The following is a 22,653-nucleotide window of genomic DNA, read 5'->3' as shown; positions in this document are numbered from 1 at the left end:
CGGCAGGTACAGGGCCAGGGGCGGCGGGCCGGGCCGGGACGACGGCCGGGTCGTGGCCGACGACCGCGTGACGGCCGGCGCCGGTGCCGTCCAGGGGCGTCGTGGCGGGGTGCGGGGTCGTCACCTCAGTGCTCCCTGACCAGTTCGGCGTACGGGCCGCCCGCGGCCACCAGGTGTTCGTGGCGGCCGCGTTCGACGACCGTGCCCCGGTCGAGGACCAGGATCTCGTCGCTGTCGCGGACGGTGCTCAGCCGGTGCGCGATGACCACGCACGCGCAGCCCCGCCGCCGCAGGTTGTCGATGACCTCCCGTTCGGTCACCGCGTCCAGGGCGCTCGTCACCTCGTCGAGGACGAGCACGCTGGGGTCGCGGACCAGCGCCCGGGCGAGTTCGAGGCGCTGGCGCTGTCCTCCGGAGAAGTTCCGGCCGTCCTGCTCCACCCGGCTGTGGATGCCGCCGGGGCGCCGGGAGACCACGTCCAGGACGGCGGCGTCGGAGAGCGCGGCGACGACCGCCTCGTCGGGGACCGAGGGGTCCCACAGCGCGATGTTGTCGCGGACGGTGCCCTCGAAGAGGAAGACGTCCTGGTCCACGAAGGAGACGGACGCGGCGAGCGCGCCGCGCGGGATGTCCTCGACCCGCATTCCGTCGACGCGGACGGCGCCCTCCCACGGCGCGTACAGGCCCGCGATGAGCCGGGAGACGGTGGACTTGCCGCTGCCGGAACCGCCGACGAGGGCGACCTGCTGCCCGGGGCCGACCGCGAGCGAGAACTCCTTCAGGAGCGGCGCGTCGAGCGGGCTGTAGCCGAAGGTGACCCGGTCGAGCTCCACGTGGCCGGTGAGGCGGCGGGCGCCGCCGGGGTCGCGCCGGGTGTGGACCGGGTCGACGGGGAAGTTCTCGACGTCCTTGAGCCGGGTGACGTCGGCGGCGAAGTCCTGGATCCGCCCGGCGACGCCGTTGAGCCGCGTGATGGGCGCGGTGAAGCCCGTCACGAGGGCCTGGAAGGCGACGAGCAGACCGACCGTCAGATGCCCCTCGACCGCCCGCAGTCCGCCGATCATGAGGATGAGCGCGCTGTTGAGCGCCGCGAGGGTGGGCGCGACGATCGCCAGCCACGCGCTGGGCACGCCGAGCCGCTGCTGCACGTCGAGGGTGACCGCGTGCTGTCCCGACCAGCGCCGGAAGAAGCCGCTCTCGCCGCCGGTGGCCTTGATGTTCTCGATGAGCTGCAGACCGCTGTACGAGGTGTTCGTCAGGCGCGCGCTCTCCGCGCGCAGCTTGCGGGTGCCGGTGGCGCGGACGTGGAGGGTGATCCGCATGGCGACGACGTTGAGCAGCGCGACGCCGATGCCGACGACGGTCAGCTGCGGGTCGTACGTCCACAGCAGCACGGCGTACAGCAGCACCACGACGGCGTCCACGCCGGCCGCCGACAGATCGCGGGCCAGGGTCTCGGCGACCGCGTCGTTGGACCGGAGCCGCTGGACCAGGTCGGCCGGGCTGCGCTGCGCGTAGAAGGCGACGGGCAGCCGCAGCAGGTGCCGCAGGAAACGGGCGCCGCCCAGCGTCGAGGACACGATGCGGCCGCGCAGCAGGTTGGCCTGCTGGAGCGCGGTGAGCGCCGCGGTGAGCACGAGCGCGGTCGCCATCGCCGCGAACAGCGTACCCAGCAGCGACGACCGGCCGCCGATGAGGAACATGTCGATGTAGGTGCGGCTGAGGGCCGGCACCCACGCGCCGACCGCCACCAGCAGCAGACTGGACAGCACGGCCGCGGCCATGGTGCCGGAGGTGCCGCGCAGCCGTCCCGGCACGGCGCCCAGGACGCCCGGCCTGCGGCCGCCGCGCCGGAAGGAGGGGCCCGGTTCGAGGACGAGCACGATGCCGGTGAAGGCCGGGTCGAACTCCTCCATGGGCACGAACCGGCGGCCCTTGCCCGGGTCGTTGATCCACACGCCCCGGCGGCCGAGGCGCCGGCCCATCCCGTCGTAGACGACGTAGTGGTTGAACTCCCAGAACAGCACGGCCGGGGCGGCGACCTCGGCGAGCGCCGCGAGGTCCATCTGCATGCCCTTGGCCTGGAGGCCGTAACTCCGAGCCGCCTTCAGCAGGTTGCTGGCACGCGAGCCGTCCCGCGACACACCGCAGGCGATGCGCAGCTCCTCCAGCGGCACGAAGCGGCCGTAGTGTCCGAGGACCATGGCGAGGGCCGCGGCGCCGCACTCGACCGCCTCCATCTGGAGCACGGTGGGGGTGCGCACGGTCCGGGGCCTGCGGCGCGGGATCGAGCGGCCGCGAGGGGCCGGGCGGGGCCGGGTGCGGGTGGACTTCTTGCGCGGGTTCACGGGAGCAGCCAGTCGACGGGGCGTTGCGAGGAGAGGTGGACGGACCCGGAGACGGGGGTTCCGGAGCCGACGGCGTACGGCGGGCCGGCCGCGGACGACCAGGCGTAGCCGGACTCGGTGGCGGCGGAGCGCTTCAGGGACACCAGGACCGCCACCGGGCTGCCCTGCCGGGTGAACTCGGCCGCGAGCCCGTCGTCCCCGAGAAAGCCGGCGATCTGCGCCCGTGTCTGGGGGGCGCTGCCCACCGCGGTGACCCGGGCGCGCAGCACCCCGTACCGGTCGCGGGCGACGGACCGGACGCTGAGGTCGACGGAGGCGCCGGTCCGGATCGAGGAGGTGTCGCCGCCGGCCGGTACGTACAGGACGGCGATCAGCGGGTCGTCGGGGCCGGTGACGCGTTCGACGGTCGCCACGTCGGCGCCGGTCGTCACCACGGTGCCCGTCCTGGCGAAGAGCGCGGTCACCCGTCCGGCGGCCACGGCGCGCACGGGACGGTCGCCCTGCTCGGTGCGGACGGTCACGAGCGGCTGCCCTGCGGACACCGGCCTGCCCTCCGCCACGAGGACCTCGGTGACCTGTCCGGCGACCGGACTCTGCAGCAGATAGCGGCCCTCGGCGTGCGTGAGGATGCCGGGCGCGCTCAGTTCGGAGGTCACGGTGCCGGTGAAGGCCCAGAACGCGGCGACGGCCGTCACGAGGACCGTCACCGCCAGCACCAGCCGCCCCTGCGGGCGCGCGAAGCGCACCGGAAGGTCGAGTTCGTCGGGCGACTGCAGCTTGGAAAGCGCCTTTTGGCGAAACTGCATGGCTCATCCTTCGACTGCGTTTCCCGCACTCCGGCCGGAATTCCGCCCGCCGCGACTCGAATCCGGCGGGTACGGCCGTGAACCCCGGAACGGGAAAGGTCCCGGGGTTCACGGCCGCGGTTCACTCAGAGACCGGCGAGGCCGGTGACGACGCCGGCGTTCACCGAGACGCCGGTGATGCCCTGGGCCAGGCCCGGGACGCCGTTGGCGATGCCCTCGACGCCCTGCACGGTCTGCAGCGAGCCGACGGTGCCGAGCAGGTTGGTGACATCGCCGGTCACGGCGCCGACGAGGCCGCCGTTGACGCTGATGACACCGCCGGAAACGGCGTCGAGCTCGGTGTCGGCGATCTCACGGGTCTCGAGGTCGTTACGCATGGGAGCGCACCTTTCATCTCAATGGGGGGAATCCGTCTACCGCCGCGGCTGCCCGGCGAGGCTCGGCGACGATGGGGGGAAGCCACCCCTCCGTTTCGCCGCGGCGGGCCAGATCAAAGCACGCGAACGCCTGCCCGAGCCAATTCCGTTGACGCCTTTTCAGGGCCGGTTGTGACTCCCCGGTCGCCGGCCGTGCAGCATGTTTCACCGAATGGCGACAGCTTCTCCTCAGGACCGAGTAACAGAATCGCCCGCCCCCGGCACCTCGGGGGAGGAACCGGGCGTACTCCCGCAGAAGGGCACCCCCCTCGCGCACCCGCGCGGAGCGGCCGAGGAGGGCCGGTCCGCAGCACGCACACAATGTGCAAGTTTTCGGCAGGCGGCGCCGGGGTCTCCGCGAAGGGTTCACAGCCACCCGGCGCGCTGCGCCTGCAGCGCCATCTGGAAGCGGTTCGCGGCGCCGAGACGCGCCATCAGGATCTGCAGCCTGCGGAACAGGGTGCGCCGGCTGATGCCGAGTTCACGGGCGATGACCTCGTCGCTCGCACCGCCCGCGAGCAGCCGCAGCAGCCGCCGGTCGGCGGGGGCGAGACCGGCCGGGCGGGTGGCGCGGCCGTGGAAGGGCAGGGCGTTGTTCCAGGACTGCTCGAAGAGGGCCACGAGCGCCGAGAGCAGCCCGCACGGCTGTACCACCAGCATCGTGTTCACCACGTCCGCCTCCTGGATCGACAGCGACACCAGCGCGTACGCGTCGTCGATGATCAGCAGCTTCACCGGCACCGACGGCAGCACCCGGGCCTGCTCGCCCGCCTCGATGCACGGCTCGACGACGTCCTTCAGATGCCCCGGGTGCTCCAGCGACTCACGGGAGTACACGACCCGTTGGGTCACCCCGCGCGCGAGCGTCGCCAGCGCGTCCTCCGTGGCGCCGACCAGGGGCACGTACGGCGGCGACTCGAACTGCCGGATCTGCTCGCGCGCGCTCGCCCACGCGTGCCGCATCCGGCGCCCGATCGCCTCCCCGGTGACGACCTCCACGAGACCGTCGTTGTACGCGGCGAGCCGGTGCCGGCGGAACGACTCGAAGGCCCCGCCCACCGCGATCCGGGACTCCTCCAGCTCCGCCGCCCGGTGCCGGGCCAGGATCTCCAGGCCCGCCGCCGGGGGCACCGGCGCCACCACGTCGCCGTCCGCGTCCGCCGCGCTCGCCAGACCGGCGTCCACCAGCTCGCCGTACGCCGCCGCGAGCGCGGCGCCGGTCACGTCCGCCGCCTCGCCGATCGAACCGAGGGGGGCGGGCGCCCCGTCGAGCAGCGCCAGATAGACCCGGGCCGCGGCCCCCTCGATGCCCAGGAGCCGCAGCGCCTCGCCCAGTCTCTCGTTCGTCATACGCCCATTGTCGGCGCCGCCGGGCCCGCCGCGTGTCCGATCAGTGCCACTGGCACTCCTCGGCACCCACGGCGCGCGCGGGCGGCTAGCGTCCCTGCCGACGTGACGGGAACCGACCCGGACGAACACGAAGGGGTACGACGTGGCCAAGGGCCGAAAGAACGGTCTGTACGCAGGGATCTCCGACGAGCTGTCCGCGCTCATGCGCACGGGCTGGGCGGACACCGAACGGCGCGACCTCACGCTCGACGAGCAGGCCCCCTACGCGGCCCGCCGCCGTGCCGCGCTCTCCGCCCGCTTCCCCGGCGAGCGCCTGGTGATCCCCTCCGGAAACCTCAAGACCCGCTCGAACGACGACACCTACCCGTTCCGGCCCTACTCCGGCTACGTGCACCTCACCGGCGACCAGGCCCGGGACTGCGCCCTCGTCCTCGAACCACGCGCGGACGGCGGCCACGACGCCTACTGCTACCAGCTGCCCCGCGACAGCCGCGACGACGACGAGTTCTGGAGCGGCTACCACGCCGAACTGTGGATGGGCCGGCGCCGGTCCCTCGCCGAGTCCGAGCGCGTCCTCGGCCTGCCCTGCCGCGACGTCCGCACCGCCGCCCGGGACCTGGCCGCCTCCCTCGCGCCGACCCGCATCGTCCGCGGCGTCGACCCGGCCCTGGAGGCCGCCGTCGCCACCGACGAGGAGCGCGACGCCGACCTCGAAGAGGCGCTGAGCGAGCTGCGGCTCGTCAAGGACGCCTGGGAGATCGGCGAGATGCGCAAGGCCGTCGACTCCACCGTGCGCGGCTTCACCGACGCCGTCGCCGAGCTCTCCCGCGCCGTCGACACCTCCGAGCGCTGGATCGAGGGCACCTTCTTCCGCCGCGCCCGCCTGGAGGGCAACTCCGTCGGCTACGGCTCGATCTGTGCCGCCGGCGACCACGCCACGATCATGCACTGGACCGACAACGACGGCCCCGTGCGCCCCGGCGACCTGCTCCTCTTCGACGCCGGCGTCGAGACGAACAGCCTCTACACCGCCGACGTCACCCGCACCCTCCCCGTCAGCGGCACCTTCACGCCGGTGCAGCGGCAGGTCTACGACGCGGTGTACGAGGCCCAGGAGGCCGGCATGGCCGCAGTGAAGCCGGGGGCCGCCTACCGCGACTTCCACGAGGCGGCCCAGCGCCACCTCGCGGCCCGGCTCGTCGAGTGGGGCTTCCTGGAGGGCCCCGCCGAGCGCGCCTACGAGCTGGGCCTCCAGCGCCGCTTCACCATGGCGGGCACCGGCCACATGCTCGGCCTCGACGTCCACGACTGCGCCCAGGCCCGCAACGAGGAGTACGTCGACGCCGTCCTGGAGCCCGGCATGGTGCTCACCGTCGAGCCCGGCCTGTACTTCCAGCCGGACGACCTCACCGTCCCCGAGGAGTGGCGCGGCATCGGCGTCCGCATCGAGGACGACCTGCTCGTCACCGAGGACGGCCACGAGAACCTGTCCGCCGGCCTGCCCCGGTCCTCCGCCGAGGTCGAGGCCTGGATGGCCCGCCACGCCGGCTGAGCGCGCCCGGCCGGGGAGGCGGCGCCGTGCCCACGGGGGGCACGGCGCCGCGAACCCTCCGCGAATGGACCGGCGCAGGGGCTGGAGCTAATGTCGTTACATAGGCCATAGGTGCGCCGACGCTCCCGCGGTCAGGCAGTTTTGCAAGCCTCCAAGCCCCGCGGTGGAGGGCTCCAGGGCGCGCGGAAGGAGCCTGCAATGACCCGTACAGTGCGCGCGGCGATCGCCGTCGCGGGAACCGCGATCCTTTCCCTGAGCGTGGTGGCCACGAGCGGCGTCGCCCAGTCGGCGTCGGGCTCGGACCAGCGACAGGACATCAAGATCGGGCTGCTGCTTCCGGAGAGCAAGACCACGCGGTACGAGAAGTTCGACAAGCCCTACATCGAGCAGAAGATCCAGGAGCTGGCCCCAGGCGCCCAGGTCGACTACTACAACGCCGCCGAGAGCGCGACCACCCAGCAACAGCAGGTGAACACCGCGCTCGCCAAGGGCGACAAGGTGCTCATCCTCGACGCCGTGGACGCCAAGTCGATCCAGTCCTCGGTCGAGAAGGCCAACAAGGCCGGCGTGAAGGTCGTCGCCTACGACCGCCTCGCCCAGGGCCCGGTCGACTCCTACGTCTCGTACGACAACCACAAGGTCGGCGAGTTGCAGGGCAAGGCCCTGCTCGCCGCGCTCGGCGACAAGGCCAAGTCCGGCGTGATCGTGATGCACAACGGATCGCCCACCGACCCGAACGCCGCCGAGTTCAAGGCGGGCGCGCACTCCGTGCTCGACGGCAAGGTGAAGATCGGCAAGGAATACGACACCCCCAACTGGGACCCCAACAACGCCAACCAGCAGATGTCCGGTGCCATCAGCGCGCTCGGCAAGGACAAGATCGTCGGCGTCTACTCCGCCAACGACGGCCTCGCGGCCGGCATCTCCACCGCCCTCAAGGCCTCCGGCATGAAGGTGCCGCTGACCGGCCAGGACGCCCAACTCGACGCCATCCAGCGCATCCTGATCGGCGACCAGACCATCACGATCATGAAGCCGTACAAGCCCGAGGCCGACATCGCCGCCCAGATGGCCGTCAACTTCGCCGAAGGCAAGCCGCTCCCGAAGGACCTGGTGCCCATCACCGTCACCAACGGCAGCGGCAACAAGGTGCCGGCCAACCTGCTGACCCCGGTCGTGGTCGACAAGACCAACATCAACGACACCGTCGTCAAGGGCGGCCTGTACACGGTCAACGAGATCTGCACGCCGACCTACGCGGCCGCGTGCAAGCAGGCCGGGCTCCAGTAACCGGCCCGTTACGGGCCCCGGTATGGGTCGGAGGCGGTTGCGGTGCCGGAAGCACCTGTGCTCACGCTTCGGGGGATCTCCAAACGGTTCGGCGCGGTCCAGGCCCTGTCGGAATTCGACCTGGAGGTGCACCCCGGTGAGGTCGTCGCCCTGGTCGGCGACAACGGCGCCGGCAAGTCGACCGCCGTCAAGGCCATCGCCGGGGTGAACCCGCCCGACGGCGGGGTCATCGAGTGGCAGGGGAAACCGGTCTCCATCAACCGGCCCCACGACGCCCAGAACCTCGGCATCGCCACCGTCTACCAGGATCTCGCGCTGTGCGACAACCTCGACGTGGTCGGCAACCTCTTCCTCGGCCGCGAGCTGCGCCGCTTCGGCGTGCTCGACGAGGTCCGCATGGAGCAGCGCTCCCGCGAACTCCTGGAGACCCTGTCCATCCGCATCCCCAGCGTCCGTATCCCGGTCGCGTCCCTGTCCGGCGGCCAGCGCCAGACGGTGGCGATCGCCCGTTCCCTCATCGGCGACCCCAAGGTCGTCATCCTGGACGAGCCCACCGCCGCGCTGGGCGTCGAACAGACCGCCGAGGTCCTCGACCTCGTCGAACGCCTGCGGGAGCACGGCCTGGGGACCATCCTCATCAGCCACAACATGGTGGACGTGATGGCCGTCGCGGACACCATCGTGGTCCTGCGGCTGGGCCGCAACAACGGCGTCTTCGACAAACGCGCCACCAGCACCGAGGAGATCATCTCCGCCATCACCGGAGCAACGGAGAGCGCCGTGACCCGGCGTCAGGCCCGGATCCGCGAACAGCGGCAGTCCCGCGGGGAGGAGGAGCGATGAGCGGCGACCGGAAGAGCGGCGGACCCGGCGGCCCGTCCGACCAGCGGGCCGCGCCCGAGTCCGTACCCGCCGTCGACAGCCGGTTGATCGTCCGCGAGGAGGGCTTCCGCGGCTACGTCGGCGAGTTCCGGCGCAAGCTGCGCAGCGGCGAGCTGGGCTCGCTGCCGGTCGTCGTCGCCATCGCCATCATCTGGACCGTCTTCGGCAGCCTCGACAGCACCTTCCTCTCCGCCCAGAACCTCTCCGACCTCAGTCAGCAGATCGTCGGCACCGGCATGATCGCCGTCGGTATCGTCTTCGTCCTGCTGCTCGGGGAGATCGACCTCTCCGTCGGCTCCGTGAGCGGCCTGTGCGCGGCCGTCTTCGCCGTGCTCAACGTCCTCAACGGCATGAACGAATGGCTCGCGCTGCTCGTCGCCATCGCCGGGGGAGCCGCCGTCGGACTCATCCAGGGCTTCTTCTTCGCCAAAGTGGGCGTGCCCGCCTTCGTCGTCACCCTGGCCGGCAACCTCTTCTGGAACGGCCTCATGCTCCAGGTGCTCGGCAGCACCGGAACCGTCAACATCCCGAGCGAGAGCATCGTCTCCAAGCTCTACTCGACCATCTTCCACAGCCCCGCCACGGCCTACGTCGCGGCCGGCGTGGGCGTCGGGCTCTTCCTGCTCGCCTCGCTCCAGGACGCCCGACGCCGCCAGACGGCCCACGTGCCGTCGCGGCCGATCGCCGAGATCGTGCTGCGCACGGTCGTCATCGGCGCCATCGCCTTCGCCGCCGCGTACATCCTCAACCAGTACCAGGGGCTGCCGCTCGCCCTGCTGATCTTCCTGATCCTGCTGGTCGTCCTCGACTTCGTGCTGCGCCGCACGCGCTACGGCCGGCAGATCTTCGCGGTCGGCGGCAACATCGAGGGAGCCCGACGGGCCGGCATCAGCGTGGCCTTCGTCCGGATGAGCGTCTTCACCGTCGCCGGCACCATGGCCGCGGTGGGCGGCATCTTCCTCGCCGGCCAGATCCAGTCGGCCAGCCAGACCTCCGGCGGCGGCAACCTCCTGATGAACGTCATCGCCGCGGCCGTCATCGGCGGCACGAGCCTGTTCGGCGGCCGCGGCTCGGTGTGGTCGGCCCTGCTCGGCGCCCTCGTGATCGGCTCCATCCAGTCCGGCATGAACATCATGGGCGTCAGCAACGCCGTCCAGTTCATGATCACCGGCGCGGTGCTGCTCGCCGCGGTGGTCGTCGACTCCCTGTCCCGCCGCAGCCAGAAGGCCGCGGGGCGCGCCTGATCCCGTTCGGAGGCGCGACCCGCGACCCTCGCGGCCCGGCGTCGCTACGGCTGCTGGAACCGCACCTCCGGATGCGTGGTGCTCGGTCCCGTCAGCAGCGGCTGCGGGACGCCCTTCAGGTGCTCGTCGAAGAACGCGGTGAGATAGGCGCGCGTCACGGCCAGCGCCCGGTCCGCCGGGATGGGCCCGGCGGGCAGCCCGAAGTGACGCTGGAGCACCGGCGCGTCCGAGAAGGTGAAGTGGTCGGAGCCCGCGACGGTGAGCCAGCGCTTCCAGCCGTCGAGCGCCCGCCAGGTGGTGTCCCAGGTGGCGTCCTCGCCGCCCGGGCGGTGGGTCTCGTCGTCCGTGCCCAGGAAGAGGAACGGGCGCCCGCCCAGGCCGCCGGCCGGCAGGGTGTCCCAGAAGGCGCCGTCCATGTTCACCCCGGCGTCGATCCGCCGGTCCGCGAGCATCGCCGTCGCTGCGCTCGCACCGCCGATCGAGTGACCCGCCATGCCGATCCGGGTCCGGTCGATCGTCCGCGCGTAGGCCCAGGACGGGCGGGGTCCGGTCAGCCGGTCGAGCACGAACCGCACGTCCGCCGCCCGCGCCGCCGTGACGTCACCGCCCTTCGCCCGCCCGTCTTCCAGGGCCGTGCAGGCCACGCAGGTGAGGATCCGCCCTCCCGGCACCGCGGTGCCCGAGGTCTCGTAGGCGTGGTCGACCGAGGCCACGACATAGCCCCGGGAGGCGAGTTCGACGGCCACGTTGGTGAGCGTGAAGCGCGGCACTCCGAACCCCGGCGACAGGAGCACCAGCGGATGGCGCCCCGGAGCGGGCCGCGCGTCCTCGGCGCTGTACGTGCCCATGCCCGCCAGCGCGCGCACCGACGCCGGATCCGTCACACCGACGCCCTGCAGGACCAGTCGCGCCTCCTCCTCGGTCGCGTACGGAGCGGGCCGCCCGTGCCCCTTGCGGGACGCGGGGTAGTGCAGCGTCACCATGAGCTCGCGTCCGTCGGCCTCGGGCACCCAGGGGTCGGGCCGGGAGCGGTCGACGAGGTGGAGCACGGAGGTCCCCACGCCGAGCTTCCCGGTGGGCGCCGGAAGCTCGAGCCGGCCGACGGAGGCGGGCGAGGCGGGAGAGCCGGGTGAGGACGTGGAGGGTGCGAGGGCGGTGGGGACGGGGGAGGAGCGGAAGGTGGTGGAGGCGGGCGCCGAAGGGGTCGCCGCCGTCGCGGGCAGGGTGGTCGCCGGTAACGCGACCGCGCAGGCGAGAAGGGCGGCCGCGGCCGCTCGAGTCAGTTTGACCATGCCCAGGACGCTACGGCGACCGCCGCGCGACCCGCGTCAGACCACGGTCGTAACCCCTGCCGCCCGGGTAGCCCCGAAGGCGGACGCCGACGTACCCCTCATGGCGCGTGCGCAGGGCGATCGGACCCCCCGGCCGCCGTCTGCGGATGCGGCCCACCGCGTGGTCCGGGATCCTGTACGGGACAGGGGGGCCACTCTAGGAGGGCCGCGATGTCCGTGATGGACAAGCTCAAGCAGATGCTCAAGGGCCACGAGGAGCAGGCCGGACACGGCGTCGACAAGGCCGGCGACTTCGTCGACGGGAAGACGCAGGGCAAGTACGCCGGCCAGGTCGACACGGCCCAGGACAAGCTCAAGGAGCAGATGGGCGGAACGGCGCAGCAGCCCCCGGAGGAGCCGCCGCAGCGGTGACCCGAGGCACCGCCCGCCGGTGCCTGAACACGCCGGTGCTGCCACCCTCCACGGAGGGTGGCAGCACCGGCGCGTTCACCGCGTGGCCGTCCGGCGCCCGCCCGCGCGCGTGCTCTCCTCCAGGGCGTCGACGATCGCCGCGGCGAAGGCGTCCAGGTCGGCCGGGCGGCGCGAGGTGATCAGCGGATGGCCGCCGGAGCGGTCGACGACGACCTGACGGTCGTGCCAGCTCGCCCCGGCGTTCTCCAGGTCCGTGCGCAGCGAGGGGTACGAGGTGACGTCACGGCCGCCGACCACACCGCTCTCCAGCAGGAGCCAGGGTCCGTGGCAGATCGAGGCGACCAGTTTGCCGGCGTCGGCGAAGGCCGAGACCAGGCGCTGCGCCGTCACCTCGGTGCGCAGCCGGTCGGCGTTCACCGTGCCGCCGGGCACGACGACGGCGTCGTACTCCTCGGCGGCCGCCTCGGCGAAGGTCGTGTCCGGCTCGACGACGACGCCCGGCCGACGGTCGGAGACCAGGGTGAGCACGGGTTCGTGGCGCCGTGCCGCGACCGTGACGCGGGCTCCCGCCTCGCGCAGGTGCGCCATCGGCATGCGCAGCTCGTCCTGCTCGGTGCCGTAGTTCATCGTCAGGAAGAGGATGTTCGTCCCGTCGAGCGTCACGATGGTCGCCCCTTCGGTGTCCGGCGCGTCAGTGGCCCAGAGAGCGCTTCAGCTCCGCCTTGTTCATCTGTGACCGACCGTGCAGATTTCGCCGCTGGGCTTCCGCGTACAGCTGGTCGTAAGTGGGTCCCTCCGAGCCGCTGTGCGAGCGCAGTCCGCCGCGGCGCGAGGAGGACATGTCCTGGATGGAACTCTTGCTGGCGGTCTTGGCCTCGCCGGCGCGAGCGCGCTCCTTGTTCACGGTGCGGGCCGCGATCTCCTCCGCGCGCTCCGTGCTCTCGCCCCGGTCCAGGGCGCTCTCCTTGATGTGCTCGTACTGGCGTTCGCGCTTGGCGTTCGATCCGCGGGGCATGTCCCGCTCCTTCCGGCAATGAATGGCCTTCCCCCCACCGCTGCCCGGACTGACGGGGTTCATGCGGCGTGCGGTGTCAAAGTGGTCCAAACCGGGAATCATCCCTACTGGACGCTCGACCGACGGACCCCGCCGCCCCACCCCGGCGGCGCAGGCCCATCGCAACCGTCGAAGGAGCCTCATGTCCCCCCACACCGTCCGTACCGCTTCCGCTTCCGCCACCTCGGGGGCCGCGATGCGACGCGACGCGCTGCACGGCCTGCCCGAGATCGACCGGCCCACGCAGGTCTCCACGGACGACGCCCAGACGCTGTCCGCCGCCCTGCTGACCCGGCTGCGGGAACTGGACCCGGGAACCCCCGAGCACGCCTACGTACGCAACACCCTGGTGGAGCTCAACCTGAGCCTGGTGCGGTTCGCCGCCCGGCGGTTCAGGAACCGGCCCGAGCAGCGGGAGGACATCGTCCAGGTCGGCACGATCGGCCTGATCAAGGCGATCGACCGCTTCGACCCGGACCGCGGGATCGAGTTCTCGGCCTTCGCACTGCCGACCGTCGTCGGTGAGATGAAACGATTCTTCCGGGACACCAGCTGGGCCGTCCGGGTCCCCAGGCGGCTCCAGGAGCTCCGGATCGATCTGGCCAAGGCGGGCGACACCCTGGAACAGCGGCTCGGTCACCGCCCGACCCGCGCCGAGGTCGCCGAGCACCTCCATCTGCCCGAGGACCGCGTGGCCGAGGGCGAACTGGCCTCCCGCGGCTACACCGCGCGCTCGCTCGACGTCTCCGCGACCGACGAGGGCGACCCCCCGCACACCGGCCTGCGGCGGCTCGCGACGGCGGAACCCTCCTACGAACTCATCGAGGACCTCACCTCGCTCAAGCCGCTCATCGCCCGCCTCGACGAGCGCGACCGGCGCATCCTGATCCTCCGCTTCGGCGAGGACCTCACCCAGGCCGAGATAGGCGAGCGCGTCGGTCTCTCGCAGATGCACATCTCCCGCCTGCTCACCCGCATCCTCGCCGAGCTCCGCGCGGGCCTGCTCAGCGACCCGGAGGACGATTCCCCGGCCGCGGCGGACGACGAAGGCGGCCTCGCGGCCGGCAGCGACGACAGCTGACCAGGCCGGCGCCGAAGACAGCCGACCAGGCGGAGACCGCACCCTTCCGGCACTCGCTCCGTGCCGGCAGGGTGCGGTCTGTCGTGAGGGTGCGGTCCGTCGTGGTGCGAGGCCGTCACGCCGCCGCTGACGGTGGTACAGCGTGCGCGCCCCGTACCGGAGCGGACTGCGTGGGCTGGTGGCGCGTCCAGGGCGCGCTCGGCGGCGCCTGCTGATGCTCGACCACGAGACGGTGGTGCTCGACCGCGAGCTCGCGGCCGTCGGCGTCGGTGAAACGGCCCGTCGCCTCGTAGACGCCGCAGTGGGCCCGTCCGACCGGCAGGCGCTCCGGGGGCAGCCGGACCTCGTAGGGACCGCCGGGCCGGAAGCCGCCGAGGACCGTCCGCGTGCTCCCGAGCACGCTGCCGCCCCACTCCCGCGTGTCCTCGAAGGCGAGGCCGTCGATCTCCCGGCCGAGCCGGAAGGTCAGGCCCAGACTCACCACCGAGCCCTCGGGGAACACCAGGGGTTCGCGCCCCTCCGTGTCACCGAGGGGCACTTCGACGCGCCCCAGCTCCTCCGTGTGCAGGCAGACGTCCAGCAGTTCGAAGTCGTTCTCGACCCGGTCGTCGTTCACGAGGGGTCACCGCCTTTCGGCGCGGGGGCGGTGCACCGGGCCGGGCTCGGCCGGCCGCGGAGGGCGCAGGGGTCTACGGCGAGTCTACGGCGACCCCGGTCCGGTGGACCGTCGCCGGAGGTACCAGGGGTGTCAGGGGTGCCGGCGGGCTTCACGAGCACGGCGGGTCTCCCCGGATCGGGCCGGTCGCCGATGCCGGGACGGGGGCTACATGTGGCCCGGAGGTACGGGACCAGGGGGCACCGCCGGGTCGGCCGCGGCATCGCCCGGGGAGGCCGGGGCCGCAGGGGGTGCCGGGGGTGCCGGAGACGCGTGCGCCGGCCGGGGAGGGGCGTCGCCGGGGCGGAGCCTGCCCCGCCAGGCGCCGGTGGCCCGGTCCCGGTCCTCCATGAACTGCTTGAACCGGTACAGGTCACCCTGCACACGGCTGTCGACCATGCCCAGCGCGGCTCCGGCCTTCTCGGCCAGGCCCTGCGGCTCGACGTCCATCGCCAGGCTCACCCGGGTGTGGTCGTCGTCGACCCGCAGGAAGGTGACCACGCCCTTCTGCCGTACGTCACCGCCCACCGTGCGCCACGCGATGCGCTCGTCGGGGAGCTGGTCGACGATCTCGGTGTCGAACTCGCGGGTCACCCCGGCGACCTTGGTGCGCCAGTGGCAGAGCCGGTCGTCGATCTGCCGGACCTCCTCCACACCGTCCATGAAGAGGGGAAAGTCCTCGAACTGCGTCCACTGGTCGTAGACCTGCCGGAGGGGAGCCTCCACCTCGACCGTGTCGTGCACCATCGCGGGTCATCTCCCTCGGTCGGCACCTTCGCCGTCGGCAGCGCGGCTACCCGCGAGCCCGTTCCGTAACCGTCACGACGAGACCCGCCGAAGCCCCGAAGAGGCGGACGCCACGGCGCGTCACCCACCGCGGACCTGGCCCCCGACCGGCGCCCCGGAGCACTCCGTACGAGGGTCGGGGCGCCCCCTGACCCACGCGCCGGCGGCGGCGGCGAGACCCGCCGTGGCGTAGGCCGCCGTCACCGACGCGCCCCCGGCCCACGTCCCCGCGAGATAGGCGACCGCCCCGGCCACGGCGACGCCCAGCCACTCCCACCGCCCGTCGAGCGCCACGAGCGCGACGAGCAGCAGGGCGTACCAGGAGTAGCCGGGCGTCAGGAGCAGGAACGCCGCCCCGGTCGTCAGCAGGGCACCCTGCCAGGGCCGTTCGGAATCCCCGCGTACCACCACCCGCACGGCCACCGCAGCCAGGCCCAGCAGCGCGGCGGGCAGCGCCCAGGCGTCCGGCAGCACGAGCCGCAGCAAGGCGTACCGGCCGCCCGCTCCGGCGTCGTCGTAGCCCTCCTCCCGCGCGTACCCGCCGAGGTAGCCCAGGACGGAGCCGTCGGACGCCAGCACGTACGGGGTGTACAGCGCCGCGACCGTGACGGCCGCGGACCCGAGGACCACCAGCGCCGTACGGGGCCGCCGCGACGCACCGGACAGCGCCCCCGGCACCAGCAGCGCCGGCAGCAGCTTCGCCGCGACGGCCAGCCCGAGCAGCACCCCGCCCGGCAGCCGTCGCCGTGCCACGGTCACCAGCGCCGCCAGGGACAGGAGCACCGCCAGGACATCGACATGGGCGTTGTTCACCCCCTCCACCGGCACGGCGGGACACCAGGCCCACCAGGCCGCCCGCCGCGGATCGCCCCGACGGCGCAGGACTCCGACCAGCAGAGCGGTGACGGCGAGGGACAGCAGGGCGCCGCCGGCCTGGAGCGCCTTGTGCCGTACGCCGGGCGGCGAGAGCCGGTCGACGAGCAGGAACCAACCCTCCGCGGCCGGCGGGTAGACGGTGTGGACCCCGGGCCGGTTGATCCGCGTGCACAGCCCGCCGCCGAGCGCGGACAGGTCGGTGCCGTGCGCACACGTGGCCCTGTCGGGGAAGAGCCAGCCGTCCCGGAGCCCGACGAGCGCGGGGTCCGCGGGCGCGTGGTCGTACGGGGAGATCCCGGCGGCCTGCACTCGCCCGTCCCACGCGTAGCGATACGAGTCCGTACTGGTCAGCGGCGGCGCCACGAGGCCGGTGAGGGTGACCAGGACCGCCCCGGCGAGCACCGACGGCACGACGGCTCGGGCCGGTACCCGGCGCAGGACCACCACGGCCACGACGAACAGCACCCAGGCCACGGCGTACGGCCCCAGGACCGCGACCCCGCGCTCCCCGCCGCGCAGCAGCGTCACGAGCGACGTGGCCAGGGCGGCGAGCAGGAACGCGGTGAGGACGACGACGCGGGTGGGGTGTGTCATGGGCGCAGCCTGGCAGCGCCCACGGGCACGCGGGGCGCGACCCGGCGGGGCGTTCGGGTTCCGTAAGGAGTCGGGCGCGGGGTGGGTGCAGCGGGGCGGCGACGGTTGTGTCCGCGCCGTCCGCGCCGTCCGCGCCGTCCGGGTTCGGTAGGGGGTCGGGCGCGGGGTGGGTGCAGCGGGGCGGCGACGGTTGTGTCCGCGCCGTCCGCGCCGTCGGCGCCGTCCGGGTTCGGTAAGGGGTCGGGCGTGGGGTGGGTGCAGCGGGGCGGCGACGGTTGTGTCCGGCCGTCCGCGCCGTCGGCGCCGTCCGCGCCGTCGGCGCCGTCCGGGTTCGGTAAGGGGTCGGGCGTGGGGTGGGTGCAGGGGGAGCGGCGACGGTTGTGTCCGGCCGTCCGCGCCGTCCGGGTTTCGTAAGGTGTCGAACGCCCCGTACGGCGCCGGGCGGCGGTGTCATGGGCGGTATGACTTCGCGTATGCCTCGGCCGCGGTTCGCGCCGCCGCCGTTCCGGCCTCCCGTCCTGTCCGGACGTCTGCACGACGCGCGCACGGCGACCGCCGTCGGACGGTGGCTGGGCGCGGCCTTCGCGGTGTGCTTCGCGACCGGGCTCGTCAGCCACTACCTGCAGCACCCGCCGGGATGGCTCGCCGACCTCCTGCCGTCCCGGCCGGTGTGGGGCTACCGGCTCAGCCAGGGCCTGCACATCGCCACCGGGCTGGCGGCGATCGTGCTGCTGCTGGTCAAACTGTGGGCGGTGTACCCGCGGCTCTTCGTGTGGCCGCCGGTCCGGTCCGTGCGGCACGCCCTCGAACGCCTCTCCGTCGCCGTCCTCGTGGCCGCCGCCGTCTTCCAGGTGTTCAGCGGACTGCTCAACATCGCCGAGTGGTACCCCTGGCCGTTCTCCTTCGTCCCGGTGCACTTCGCCGTCGCGTGGATCGCCGCCGGTTCGATCCTGCTGCACATCGCCGTCAAGGCTCCCGAGATCAGGGCCCATTGGGGACGCCGCTCGCCCGGCACGCGCGAACTGCCCGCCGAGGACGTGCGCGACCGCCGGTCCCTGCTGCTCGGCATGGGCGCCGCCGTCGGCGTGGTCACGCTGACCACGGTCGGCCAGACCCTCACCCCGCTGAAGGCACTCGACCTGCTCGCCCCACGGCACCCGGACCACGGTCCCCAGGGCCTGCCCGTGAACCGGACCGCCGCCGCGGCCGGGGTGTCCGAGCGCGGCGTGGGGGAGTGGCGGCTCGAGCTCGTCGGCCCCCGGCCCTGCACGCTCACGCTCGACGCGCTGCGCGCCCTGCCGCAGACCCACGTCCGGCTGCCGATCGCCTGCGTCGAGGGCTGGAGCGTCGCGGCCGACTGGGCCGGGATCCGCGTACGCGAGCTGATCCAGCGGGCCGGCGGCCGGCCCGGGACGGCCGCGCTGCGCGTGACCTCGCTGGAGGTGAGCGGTGCCTACCGGGTCATGGAGATGGGCGCCGACTACGCCGAGGACCCTCTCACCCTCCTCGCCCTCACCCTGAACGGGCAGACGCTCTCCCTGGACCACGGCTTCCCGGCACGCATCATCGCGCCGAACCGCCCCGGCGTCCTGCAGACCAAGTGGGTCCACCGCCTGGAGGTGCTGTGAGGAACGTGAGTGCGCTCCGGTACGCGCTCGGCGGTACCGGGCTCGTCCTGATCGGCGTCGGGGCCTGGCAGCTCGCCGACCTGCCCCACGCGCCGGCCGTGCCGGTCTGGCTGACCGGAGCGGTGGTGCTGCACGACGGTGCGATCGCGCCGCTCGTGCTCGCCGTCGGGCTGCTCGTCGCTGCCCGCCCCGCCCGCGGCGTCCTGCGGGGCGCCCTGATCGTCATGGGCAGCGTCGTCCTGGTGACGCTGCCGCTCCTCGTACGCCCGGGGGAACCCCCGAACCCGTCCGCGCTGCCTCTTCCGTACGGCCGGAACCTGGCCGTCGTCCTCGCGGCCGTGGCCGTGACGGCAGGTGCGCTCCTTCTCGTACGGAGACGCCGGGCGCGGTCTCAGCGGCGCGACGCGGACGACGCCTGACGTATCAGCGCGACGAACGGGCGCCCGTCGAGGGCCCAGTGCTCGGAGACCGCCCAGCCCGCGCGCCCCGCGTGGGCGGCCAGGGCGCGGACGCCGACGCGGGCCCACGGGAAGCGGGCGCCCCGGCCGCCGCGGCCGTCGTCCACCCGCACGGCGCACCGCTCGTCCACGTCCGCCGGCGCGCACTCGACCAGGGTCGTCCCGGTGGGCGACACGACCTGCCGCAGGCGCCGGAGCAGGGCGACGGGGTCACCGCCGATGCCGATGTTGCCGTCGATCAGCAGGGCGGTGTCCCAACGGCCCTCCGCGGGAAGCGGATCGAAGACCGACCGGCACAGGGCCGTGCCGCCGAGACCTGCGGTACGGGCCACCGCCTCCGGGCTGATGTCGATGCCCATCGCCCGCCCGCCCTGGGCGGCGAGGGCGGCGACCAGCCGCCCGGGGCCGCAGCCGATGTCGAGGACGGCACCGCGGCAGCGGTCCAGGACGGAGCGGTCGGCCCGGTCGGGTGCCTCGCACCAGCGTTCCACCTCCAGGGGCAGCAGCCAGCCGTCGTCCCGCCGCAGGAAGAGCGGCCCGCGGCCGGTCCGGAGGGCGTCGTCGTACGGATCGGCGCGCCACGCCGTCGTCGCCGTCACCGGCCGGCTCCCGCGGGAGCCGCCGTCAGCACGGAGTGCCGCTCGGCGAAGCGGGTGGCCGGCGCCTCGGCCGCCACCCGCCGCGCGTCGTCGGCGGTGTCCACGTCCCGCAGCACCGGCAGCGTGCCGACGCGCAGCCCGGCCGCGCGCAGCCGCCCCTGCTGGACGGCGCCCGTGTCGGGCCGCGACATCGGCACGCCGAGCAGCAGGGCCGGATCGGGCCGGGCGAGGCCGAGGGCCCAGAAGCCGCCGTCGGTGGCGGGGCCGAACCACGCGTCGTACGTCTCCCAGCACAGGGCCGGTGCCACCAACTCGGGTGTGAGCTGCGGGGTGTCCATGCCGACGAGCAGGGCAGGCCGTTCACGGCAGGCGGCGAAGGCCGCCGCCAGCCGTGCGTCGAGCCCGCCGGCCGCCTGCGGGACGACCTCGAAGCCGGGCGGCAGCCAGGGGCCCGGCTCGCCCTCCAGGACGAGCACGTGCCGCTCGGCGGGAACCCGCCGCACGACGGTGAGCGTGTCGGCGAGGGCGGCCTCGGCGAGGGAGGCCGCCTCCCCGGGGCTGAAGGGGGGCGTCAGGCGGGTCTTCACCCGGCCGGGCAGCGGCTGCTTCGCGATGACGAGGAGGGAGGTCACGGGCGGCCGCCGTCCTCGGGCGTGACGACGGCCGCGGGCCCCCGCGCGATCGCGGGCTCGTCGAGGACCCCGCGCATGTCGCGAACGGCCTGCCACGTCCCCTTCCAGGTGCCGGTCACCTTGGAGCGGCCGGCCCGGGGCCGGTAGGGCACGTCGACCTCCCGCACGCGCCAGCCGGTGTCGGCGGCACGGACGACCATCTGCAGCGGATATCCGCTGCGCCGGTCGGTCAGGCCGAGACCGAGGAGCGCCTCGCGCCGGGCCGCGCGCATCGGCCCCAGGTCCCGCAGCCGCAGCCCGGTACGGCGGCGCAGCAGTCGGGAGAGGGCGAGGTTGCCGACCCGGGCGTGGGCCGGCCACGCGCCGCGCCGGGTGGGGCGGCGGCGCCCGAGGACGAGGTCGGCCGAGCCGTCGGCGACGGCGCCGACCAGGCCGGGCAGCAGACCGGGGTCCAGGCTGGCGTCGCAGTCGCAGAAGCAGACGAACTCGGCGTCCGCGGCGAGGAGCCCGGCGTGGCAGGCGGCACCGAAGCCGCGCCGCGGCTCGTGCACGACGGTCGCGCCGAGCGCGGCCGCGAGGTCGGGGGAGCCGTCGGTGGAGCCGTTGTCGACGACGATCGCCCGCCAGCCGGCGGGGATGCGCGCCAGGACCCAGGGCAGGGCCTCGGCCTCGTCGAGACAGGGGAGGACGACGTCTACGGTCATGGGGATCACACGTCCCACCGTAGGAACCACGGGGCGGCCCGAGGCCCCGGAGGACCTTACGAAACGCGGACGTCGCGTTCCGTACCCCCGGCCGGCCGTGACCGCCGCTCCGTCCGGATGCGACGCTGTGCGGCATGAGCGAGAGCAGCGGCGGACCGGCGGACCCGGCCCGGATCCTGGTGGTGGACGACGACCCGACGGTCGCCGAGGTGGTCACCGGCTACCTGGAGCGGACCGGCTTCGCCGTCGAGCACGCCGCCGACGGCCACGACGCCCTGCGGCGGGCCGGGGACCGCCGGCCGGACCTGGTCGTCCTCGACCTGATGCTGCCGGGCCTGGACGGCCTGGAGGTGTGCCGGCGGCTGCGGGCCGCCGGTCCGGTGCCGGTGATCATGCTGACCGCCCGGGGTGACGAGGAGGACCGGATCACCGGCCTCGAGGTCGGCGCGGACGACTACGTGACCAAGCCGTTCAGCCCGCGCGAACTGGTGCTGCGCGTCGAGTCCGTGCTCCGCCGGAGCCGCGCCGCGGCCCCGGGACGGCCCGTCCCGGCGGTGCTGCGGGCGGGCCCGCTCGTCGTCGACCCGGAGACCCGCCGGGCCACCCGTGCGGGCGTCGAACTCGCGCTGACGCTCAGGGAGTTCGACCTCCTGACGTACTTCCTGGAGCGACCGGGCACCGCCCACACCCGGGAGGAGCTGATGCGCCGCGTGTGGGGCTGGGACTTCGGCGATCTGTCGACCGTCACGGTGCACGTACGCCGCTTGCGATCGAAGATCGAGGACGACCCGGCCCGCCCCTCGCTGATCCGGACCGTGTGGGGCGTCGGCTACCGCTTCGAGCCGGGACCGGGAGAGGACCCCACGACGTGAAGGACGTCCTGCTCATCGCCGGCTTCGCGCTCGCCGGGGCGCTGTGCGCCGCCCTTCCCGGGGCGGTCGTACTGCGCCTGGTGCGCCGCCGCTCGGTCGCCGTCTCGCTGACCGTCGTCGCGGCCGTCACCGTGACGGCCATGCTCGCCGGAACGCTCGCCGTCGCCCAGGCGATGTTCCTGTCCGCGCACGACCTGTGGGTGGTGACCGTCGTCGTCGCGATGGCCGCCCTCGTCTCGCTCGGCACCGCGCTCGTCCTCGGCCGGTGGGTGGTGGCCCGCAGCCGTGCCCTCGCCCGGGCCGCACGCGACTTCGGCGACGGCGGCAGCTTCTCGGCCCCCGACGGCACCGCCACCGCCGAACTCGCGGCCCTCACCCGCGAGCTGGCCGCCACGAGTGCCAAGCTCGACGCCTCGCGCGGCCGCGAACGCGCTCTCGAGGCGTCCCGCCGCGAGCTGGTCGCCTGGATCTCCCACGACCTGCGCACCCCGCTGGCCGGTCTGCGGGCGATGGCCGAGGCCCTGGAGGACGGCATGGCCGCCGACCCCGCCCGCTACCACCGGCAGATGCGCACCGAGGTCGAACGCCTCACCGCGATGGTCACCGACCTCTTCGAACTCTCCCGCATCCACGCCGGTGCGCTGACCCTCAGCCCGAGTCGCATGTCGGTGTACGACCTGGTCGGCGACGCCCTGAGCGGCGCCGACGCGCTCGCCCGCGAGCAGGGCGTACGCCTGGTGGGGGAGGGCGTCGAGGCCGTGCCGGTCGAGGTCGACGGCAAGGAGATGACCCGGGTCCTGGCCAACCTCCTCGTCAACGCGATCCGCCACACCCCGGCCGACGGCACCGTCGCGGTGGCCGCACGCCGCCTGGACGACGCCGTGGTGCTGTCCGTCACCGACGGCTGCGGCGGCATCCCCGACGAGGACCTGCCCCGGGTCTTCGACACCGGCTGGCGCGGTTCCGACGCCCGCACCCCGCCCGGCGCGGGCCTCGGCCTCGCCATCGTCCGCGGCATCGTCGAGGCGCACGCGGGCAGCACCCGGGTCCACAACGTCCCGGGCGGCTGCCGCTTCGACGTGACGCTCCCCGCCGCCGGGAGGTTCGTTCTCGGGGGCTGACG

The 22,653-nt window shown here is 73.7% G+C and carries 23 protein-coding genes; 10 read left to right on the top strand and 13 right to left on the bottom strand.

The features are described from left to right. Positions 1–125: 125 nt before the first annotated feature. The 4 genes from ACIRQF_RS04010 to ACIRQF_RS03995 form a co-directional block, all read right to left on the bottom strand. On the bottom strand, positions 126–2,288 hold the full coding sequence (locus ACIRQF_RS04010; protein ID WP_404089516.1) for an NHLP family bacteriocin export ABC transporter peptidase/permease/ATPase subunit: 2,163 nt from the start codon (positions 2,286–2,288) through the stop codon (positions 126–128). Between the two features lie 56 nt (positions 2,289–2,344). Further along, positions 2,345–3,154, bottom strand: coding sequence for an HlyD family efflux transporter periplasmic adaptor subunit (locus ACIRQF_RS04005; protein ID WP_382482888.1), 810 nt, complete (start codon positions 3,152–3,154; stop codon positions 2,345–2,347). Between the two features lie 125 nt (positions 3,155–3,279). Next, positions 3,280–3,531 carry a hypothetical protein gene (locus ACIRQF_RS04000; RefSeq protein ID WP_376636818.1) on the bottom strand — a complete coding sequence of 84 codons (252 nt, stop codon included), beginning with the start codon at positions 3,529–3,531 and terminating at the stop codon, positions 3,280–3,282. Between the two features lie 405 nt (positions 3,532–3,936). Beyond that, positions 3,937–4,920 (bottom strand): LuxR family transcriptional regulator, encoded by a 984-nt coding sequence (locus ACIRQF_RS03995; RefSeq protein ID WP_376636819.1) that lies wholly within the window; start codon positions 4,918–4,920, stop codon positions 3,937–3,939. Positions 4,921–5,062: 142 nt separating this feature from the next. On the opposite strand from ACIRQF_RS03995, the gene ACIRQF_RS03990 reads away from it, so the two are divergent. The 4 genes from ACIRQF_RS03990 to ACIRQF_RS03975 all read left to right on the top strand — a co-directional run bounded on the left by ACIRQF_RS03990 (position 5,063) and on the right by ACIRQF_RS03975 (position 9,888). After that, on the top strand, positions 5,063–6,472 hold the full coding sequence (locus tag ACIRQF_RS03990) for an aminopeptidase P family protein (protein WP_404088616.1): 1,410 nt from the start codon (positions 5,063–5,065) through the stop codon (positions 6,470–6,472). 198 nt (positions 6,473–6,670) lie between these two features. Further along, positions 6,671–7,762, top strand: a complete 1,092-nt coding sequence (locus tag ACIRQF_RS03985; RefSeq protein WP_376636821.1) for a substrate-binding domain-containing protein — start codon at positions 6,671–6,673, stop codon at positions 7,760–7,762. A gap of 42 nt (positions 7,763–7,804) precedes the next feature. After that, positions 7,805–8,605, top strand: a complete 801-nt coding sequence (locus ACIRQF_RS03980) for an ATP-binding cassette domain-containing protein (RefSeq protein WP_376636822.1) — start codon at positions 7,805–7,807, stop codon at positions 8,603–8,605. Continuing rightward, positions 8,602–9,888 carry a sugar ABC transporter permease gene (locus ACIRQF_RS03975; RefSeq protein ID WP_382482892.1) on the top strand — a complete coding sequence of 429 codons (1,287 nt, stop codon included), beginning with the start codon at positions 8,602–8,604 and terminating at the stop codon, positions 9,886–9,888. The genes ACIRQF_RS03980 and ACIRQF_RS03975 overlap by 4 nt, the downstream gene beginning before the upstream one ends. A gap of 44 nt (positions 9,889–9,932) precedes the next feature. On the opposite strand, the gene ACIRQF_RS03970 is transcribed toward ACIRQF_RS03975, so the two are convergent. Continuing rightward, complete coding sequence (locus ACIRQF_RS03970) at positions 9,933–11,180, bottom strand: alpha/beta hydrolase family protein (RefSeq protein WP_404088611.1); 1,248 nt, start codon at positions 11,178–11,180, stop codon at positions 9,933–9,935. A 210-nt stretch (positions 11,181–11,390) separates the two neighbouring features. Between ACIRQF_RS03970 and ACIRQF_RS03965 the strand changes: the two genes are divergently transcribed. Further along, positions 11,391–11,591, top strand: a complete 201-nt coding sequence (locus ACIRQF_RS03965; RefSeq protein ID WP_376636825.1) for an antitoxin — start codon at positions 11,391–11,393, stop codon at positions 11,589–11,591. Positions 11,592–11,666: 75 nt separating this feature from the next. Here ACIRQF_RS03965 and ACIRQF_RS03960 read toward each other — a convergent pair whose 3' ends face one another. Continuing rightward, positions 11,667–12,254 (bottom strand): DJ-1/PfpI/YhbO family deglycase/protease, encoded by a 588-nt coding sequence (locus tag ACIRQF_RS03960; protein ID WP_376636826.1) that lies wholly within the window; start codon positions 12,252–12,254, stop codon positions 11,667–11,669. A 28-nt stretch (positions 12,255–12,282) separates the two neighbouring features. Beyond that, positions 12,283–12,606: a plasmid stabilization protein gene (locus ACIRQF_RS03955; protein ID WP_382482896.1), complete on the bottom strand. Its 324-nt coding sequence runs from the start codon at positions 12,604–12,606 to the stop codon at positions 12,283–12,285. Between the two features lie 181 nt (positions 12,607–12,787). Here ACIRQF_RS03955 and ACIRQF_RS03950 point away from each other — a divergent pair, with 181 nt between their 5' ends. Continuing rightward, positions 12,788–13,726: a SigB/SigF/SigG family RNA polymerase sigma factor gene (locus ACIRQF_RS03950; RefSeq protein WP_404088606.1), complete on the top strand. Its 939-nt coding sequence runs from the start codon at positions 12,788–12,790 to the stop codon at positions 13,724–13,726. A gap of 115 nt (positions 13,727–13,841) precedes the next feature. Here ACIRQF_RS03950 and ACIRQF_RS03945 read toward each other — a convergent pair whose 3' ends face one another. From ACIRQF_RS03945 to ACIRQF_RS03935, 3 genes are all read right to left on the bottom strand, one after another. Continuing rightward, positions 13,842–14,342, bottom strand: a complete 501-nt coding sequence (locus ACIRQF_RS03945; RefSeq protein WP_382482899.1) for a hypothetical protein — start codon at positions 14,340–14,342, stop codon at positions 13,842–13,844. 207 nt (positions 14,343–14,549) lie between these two features. Continuing rightward, on the bottom strand, positions 14,550–15,128 hold the full coding sequence (locus tag ACIRQF_RS03940) for an SRPBCC family protein (RefSeq protein ID WP_404088602.1): 579 nt from the start codon (positions 15,126–15,128) through the stop codon (positions 14,550–14,552). A 120-nt stretch (positions 15,129–15,248) separates the two neighbouring features. Then, on the bottom strand, positions 15,249–16,637 hold the full coding sequence (locus ACIRQF_RS03935; RefSeq protein WP_404088599.1) for a glycosyltransferase 87 family protein: 1,389 nt from the start codon (positions 16,635–16,637) through the stop codon (positions 15,249–15,251). Positions 16,638–17,110: 473 nt separating this feature from the next. On the opposite strand from ACIRQF_RS03935, the gene ACIRQF_RS03930 reads away from it, so the two are divergent. Then, a complete protein-coding gene (locus ACIRQF_RS03930; protein ID WP_404088596.1) occupies positions 17,111–18,265 on the top strand; it encodes a molybdopterin-dependent oxidoreductase in 1,155 nt (384 codons plus the stop codon). 5 nt (positions 18,266–18,270) lie between these two features. After that, positions 18,271–18,684: a hypothetical protein gene (locus ACIRQF_RS03925; RefSeq protein ID WP_376636833.1), complete on the top strand. Its 414-nt coding sequence runs from the start codon at positions 18,271–18,273 to the stop codon at positions 18,682–18,684. Here the strand turns inward: ACIRQF_RS03925 and ACIRQF_RS03920 are convergent. Genes ACIRQF_RS03920 through ACIRQF_RS03910 form a run of 3 tightly spaced genes read right to left on the bottom strand, consistent with a single transcriptional unit; the run spans position 18,657 to position 20,658 of the window. After that, positions 18,657–19,322, bottom strand: a complete 666-nt coding sequence (locus tag ACIRQF_RS03920; protein WP_404088592.1) for a class I SAM-dependent methyltransferase — start codon at positions 19,320–19,322, stop codon at positions 18,657–18,659. The genes ACIRQF_RS03925 and ACIRQF_RS03920 overlap by 28 nt on opposite strands. Then, on the bottom strand, positions 19,319–19,954 hold the full coding sequence (locus ACIRQF_RS03915; RefSeq protein WP_404088589.1) for a DUF2064 domain-containing protein: 636 nt from the start codon (positions 19,952–19,954) through the stop codon (positions 19,319–19,321). Before ACIRQF_RS03915 ends, ACIRQF_RS03920 begins: the two co-directional genes overlap by 4 nt. Continuing rightward, the gene (locus ACIRQF_RS03910; protein ID WP_404089514.1) at positions 19,951–20,658 is read right to left on the bottom strand and encodes a glycosyltransferase family 2 protein; all 708 of its coding nucleotides are present in this window, start codon (positions 20,656–20,658) and stop codon (positions 19,951–19,953) included. Before ACIRQF_RS03910 ends, ACIRQF_RS03915 begins: the two co-directional genes overlap by 4 nt. A 134-nt stretch (positions 20,659–20,792) precedes the next feature. On the opposite strand from ACIRQF_RS03910, the gene ACIRQF_RS03905 reads away from it, so the two are divergent. After that, complete coding sequence (locus ACIRQF_RS03905; protein ID WP_376636835.1) at positions 20,793–21,530, top strand: response regulator transcription factor; 738 nt, start codon at positions 20,793–20,795, stop codon at positions 21,528–21,530. Continuing rightward, positions 21,527–22,651, top strand: coding sequence for a sensor histidine kinase (locus tag ACIRQF_RS03900; protein ID WP_404088585.1), 1,125 nt, complete (start codon positions 21,527–21,529; stop codon positions 22,649–22,651). The genes ACIRQF_RS03905 and ACIRQF_RS03900 overlap by 4 nt, the downstream gene beginning before the upstream one ends. The last annotated feature ends 2 nt before the right edge of the window (positions 22,652–22,653 follow it).

Source organism: Streptomyces sp. NPDC101191 (genome assembly GCF_044767915.1).
Lineage (GTDB): Bacteria > Actinomycetota > Actinomycetes > Streptomycetales > Streptomycetaceae > Streptomyces.
This window is presented reverse-complemented; position numbering and strand designations above follow the sequence as displayed.

What these genes read in the sequence shown, in the direction of transcription:
- ACIRQF_RS04005 (WP_382482888.1), bottom strand. Translation starts at nt 3,154, where the DNA reads ATGCAGTTTCGCCAAAAGGCGCTTTCCAAGCTGCAGTCGCCCGACGAA.
- ACIRQF_RS04000 (WP_376636818.1), bottom strand. Translation starts at nt 3,531, where the DNA reads ATGCGTAACGACCTCGAGACCCGTGAGATCGCCGACACCGAGCTCGAC.
- ACIRQF_RS03995 (WP_376636819.1), bottom strand. Translation starts at nt 4,920, where the DNA reads ATGACGAACGAGAGACTGGGCGAGGCGCTGCGGCTCCTGGGCATCGAG.
- ACIRQF_RS03985 (WP_376636821.1), top strand. Translation starts at nt 6,671, where the DNA reads ATGACCCGTACAGTGCGCGCGGCGATCGCCGTCGCGGGAACCGCGATC.
- ACIRQF_RS03975 (WP_382482892.1), top strand. Translation starts at nt 8,602, where the DNA reads ATGAGCGGCGACCGGAAGAGCGGCGGACCCGGCGGCCCGTCCGACCAG.
- ACIRQF_RS03970 (WP_404088611.1), bottom strand. Translation starts at nt 11,180, where the DNA reads ATGGTCAAACTGACTCGAGCGGCCGCGGCCGCCCTTCTCGCCTGCGCG.
- ACIRQF_RS03965 (WP_376636825.1), top strand. Translation starts at nt 11,391, where the DNA reads ATGTCCGTGATGGACAAGCTCAAGCAGATGCTCAAGGGCCACGAGGAG.
- ACIRQF_RS03955 (WP_382482896.1), bottom strand. Translation starts at nt 12,606, where the DNA reads ATGCCCCGCGGATCGAACGCCAAGCGCGAACGCCAGTACGAGCACATC.
- ACIRQF_RS03950 (WP_404088606.1), top strand. Translation starts at nt 12,788, where the DNA reads ATGTCCCCCCACACCGTCCGTACCGCTTCCGCTTCCGCCACCTCGGGG.
- ACIRQF_RS03940 (WP_404088602.1), bottom strand. Translation starts at nt 15,128, where the DNA reads ATGGTGCACGACACGGTCGAGGTGGAGGCTCCCCTCCGGCAGGTCTAC.
- ACIRQF_RS03935 (WP_404088599.1), bottom strand. Translation starts at nt 16,637, where the DNA reads ATGACACACCCCACCCGCGTCGTCGTCCTCACCGCGTTCCTGCTCGCC.
- ACIRQF_RS03930 (WP_404088596.1), top strand. Translation starts at nt 17,111, where the DNA reads ATGCCTCGGCCGCGGTTCGCGCCGCCGCCGTTCCGGCCTCCCGTCCTG.
- ACIRQF_RS03910 (WP_404089514.1), bottom strand. Translation starts at nt 20,658, where the DNA reads ATGACCGTAGACGTCGTCCTCCCCTGTCTCGACGAGGCCGAGGCCCTG.
- ACIRQF_RS03905 (WP_376636835.1), top strand. Translation starts at nt 20,793, where the DNA reads ATGAGCGAGAGCAGCGGCGGACCGGCGGACCCGGCCCGGATCCTGGTG.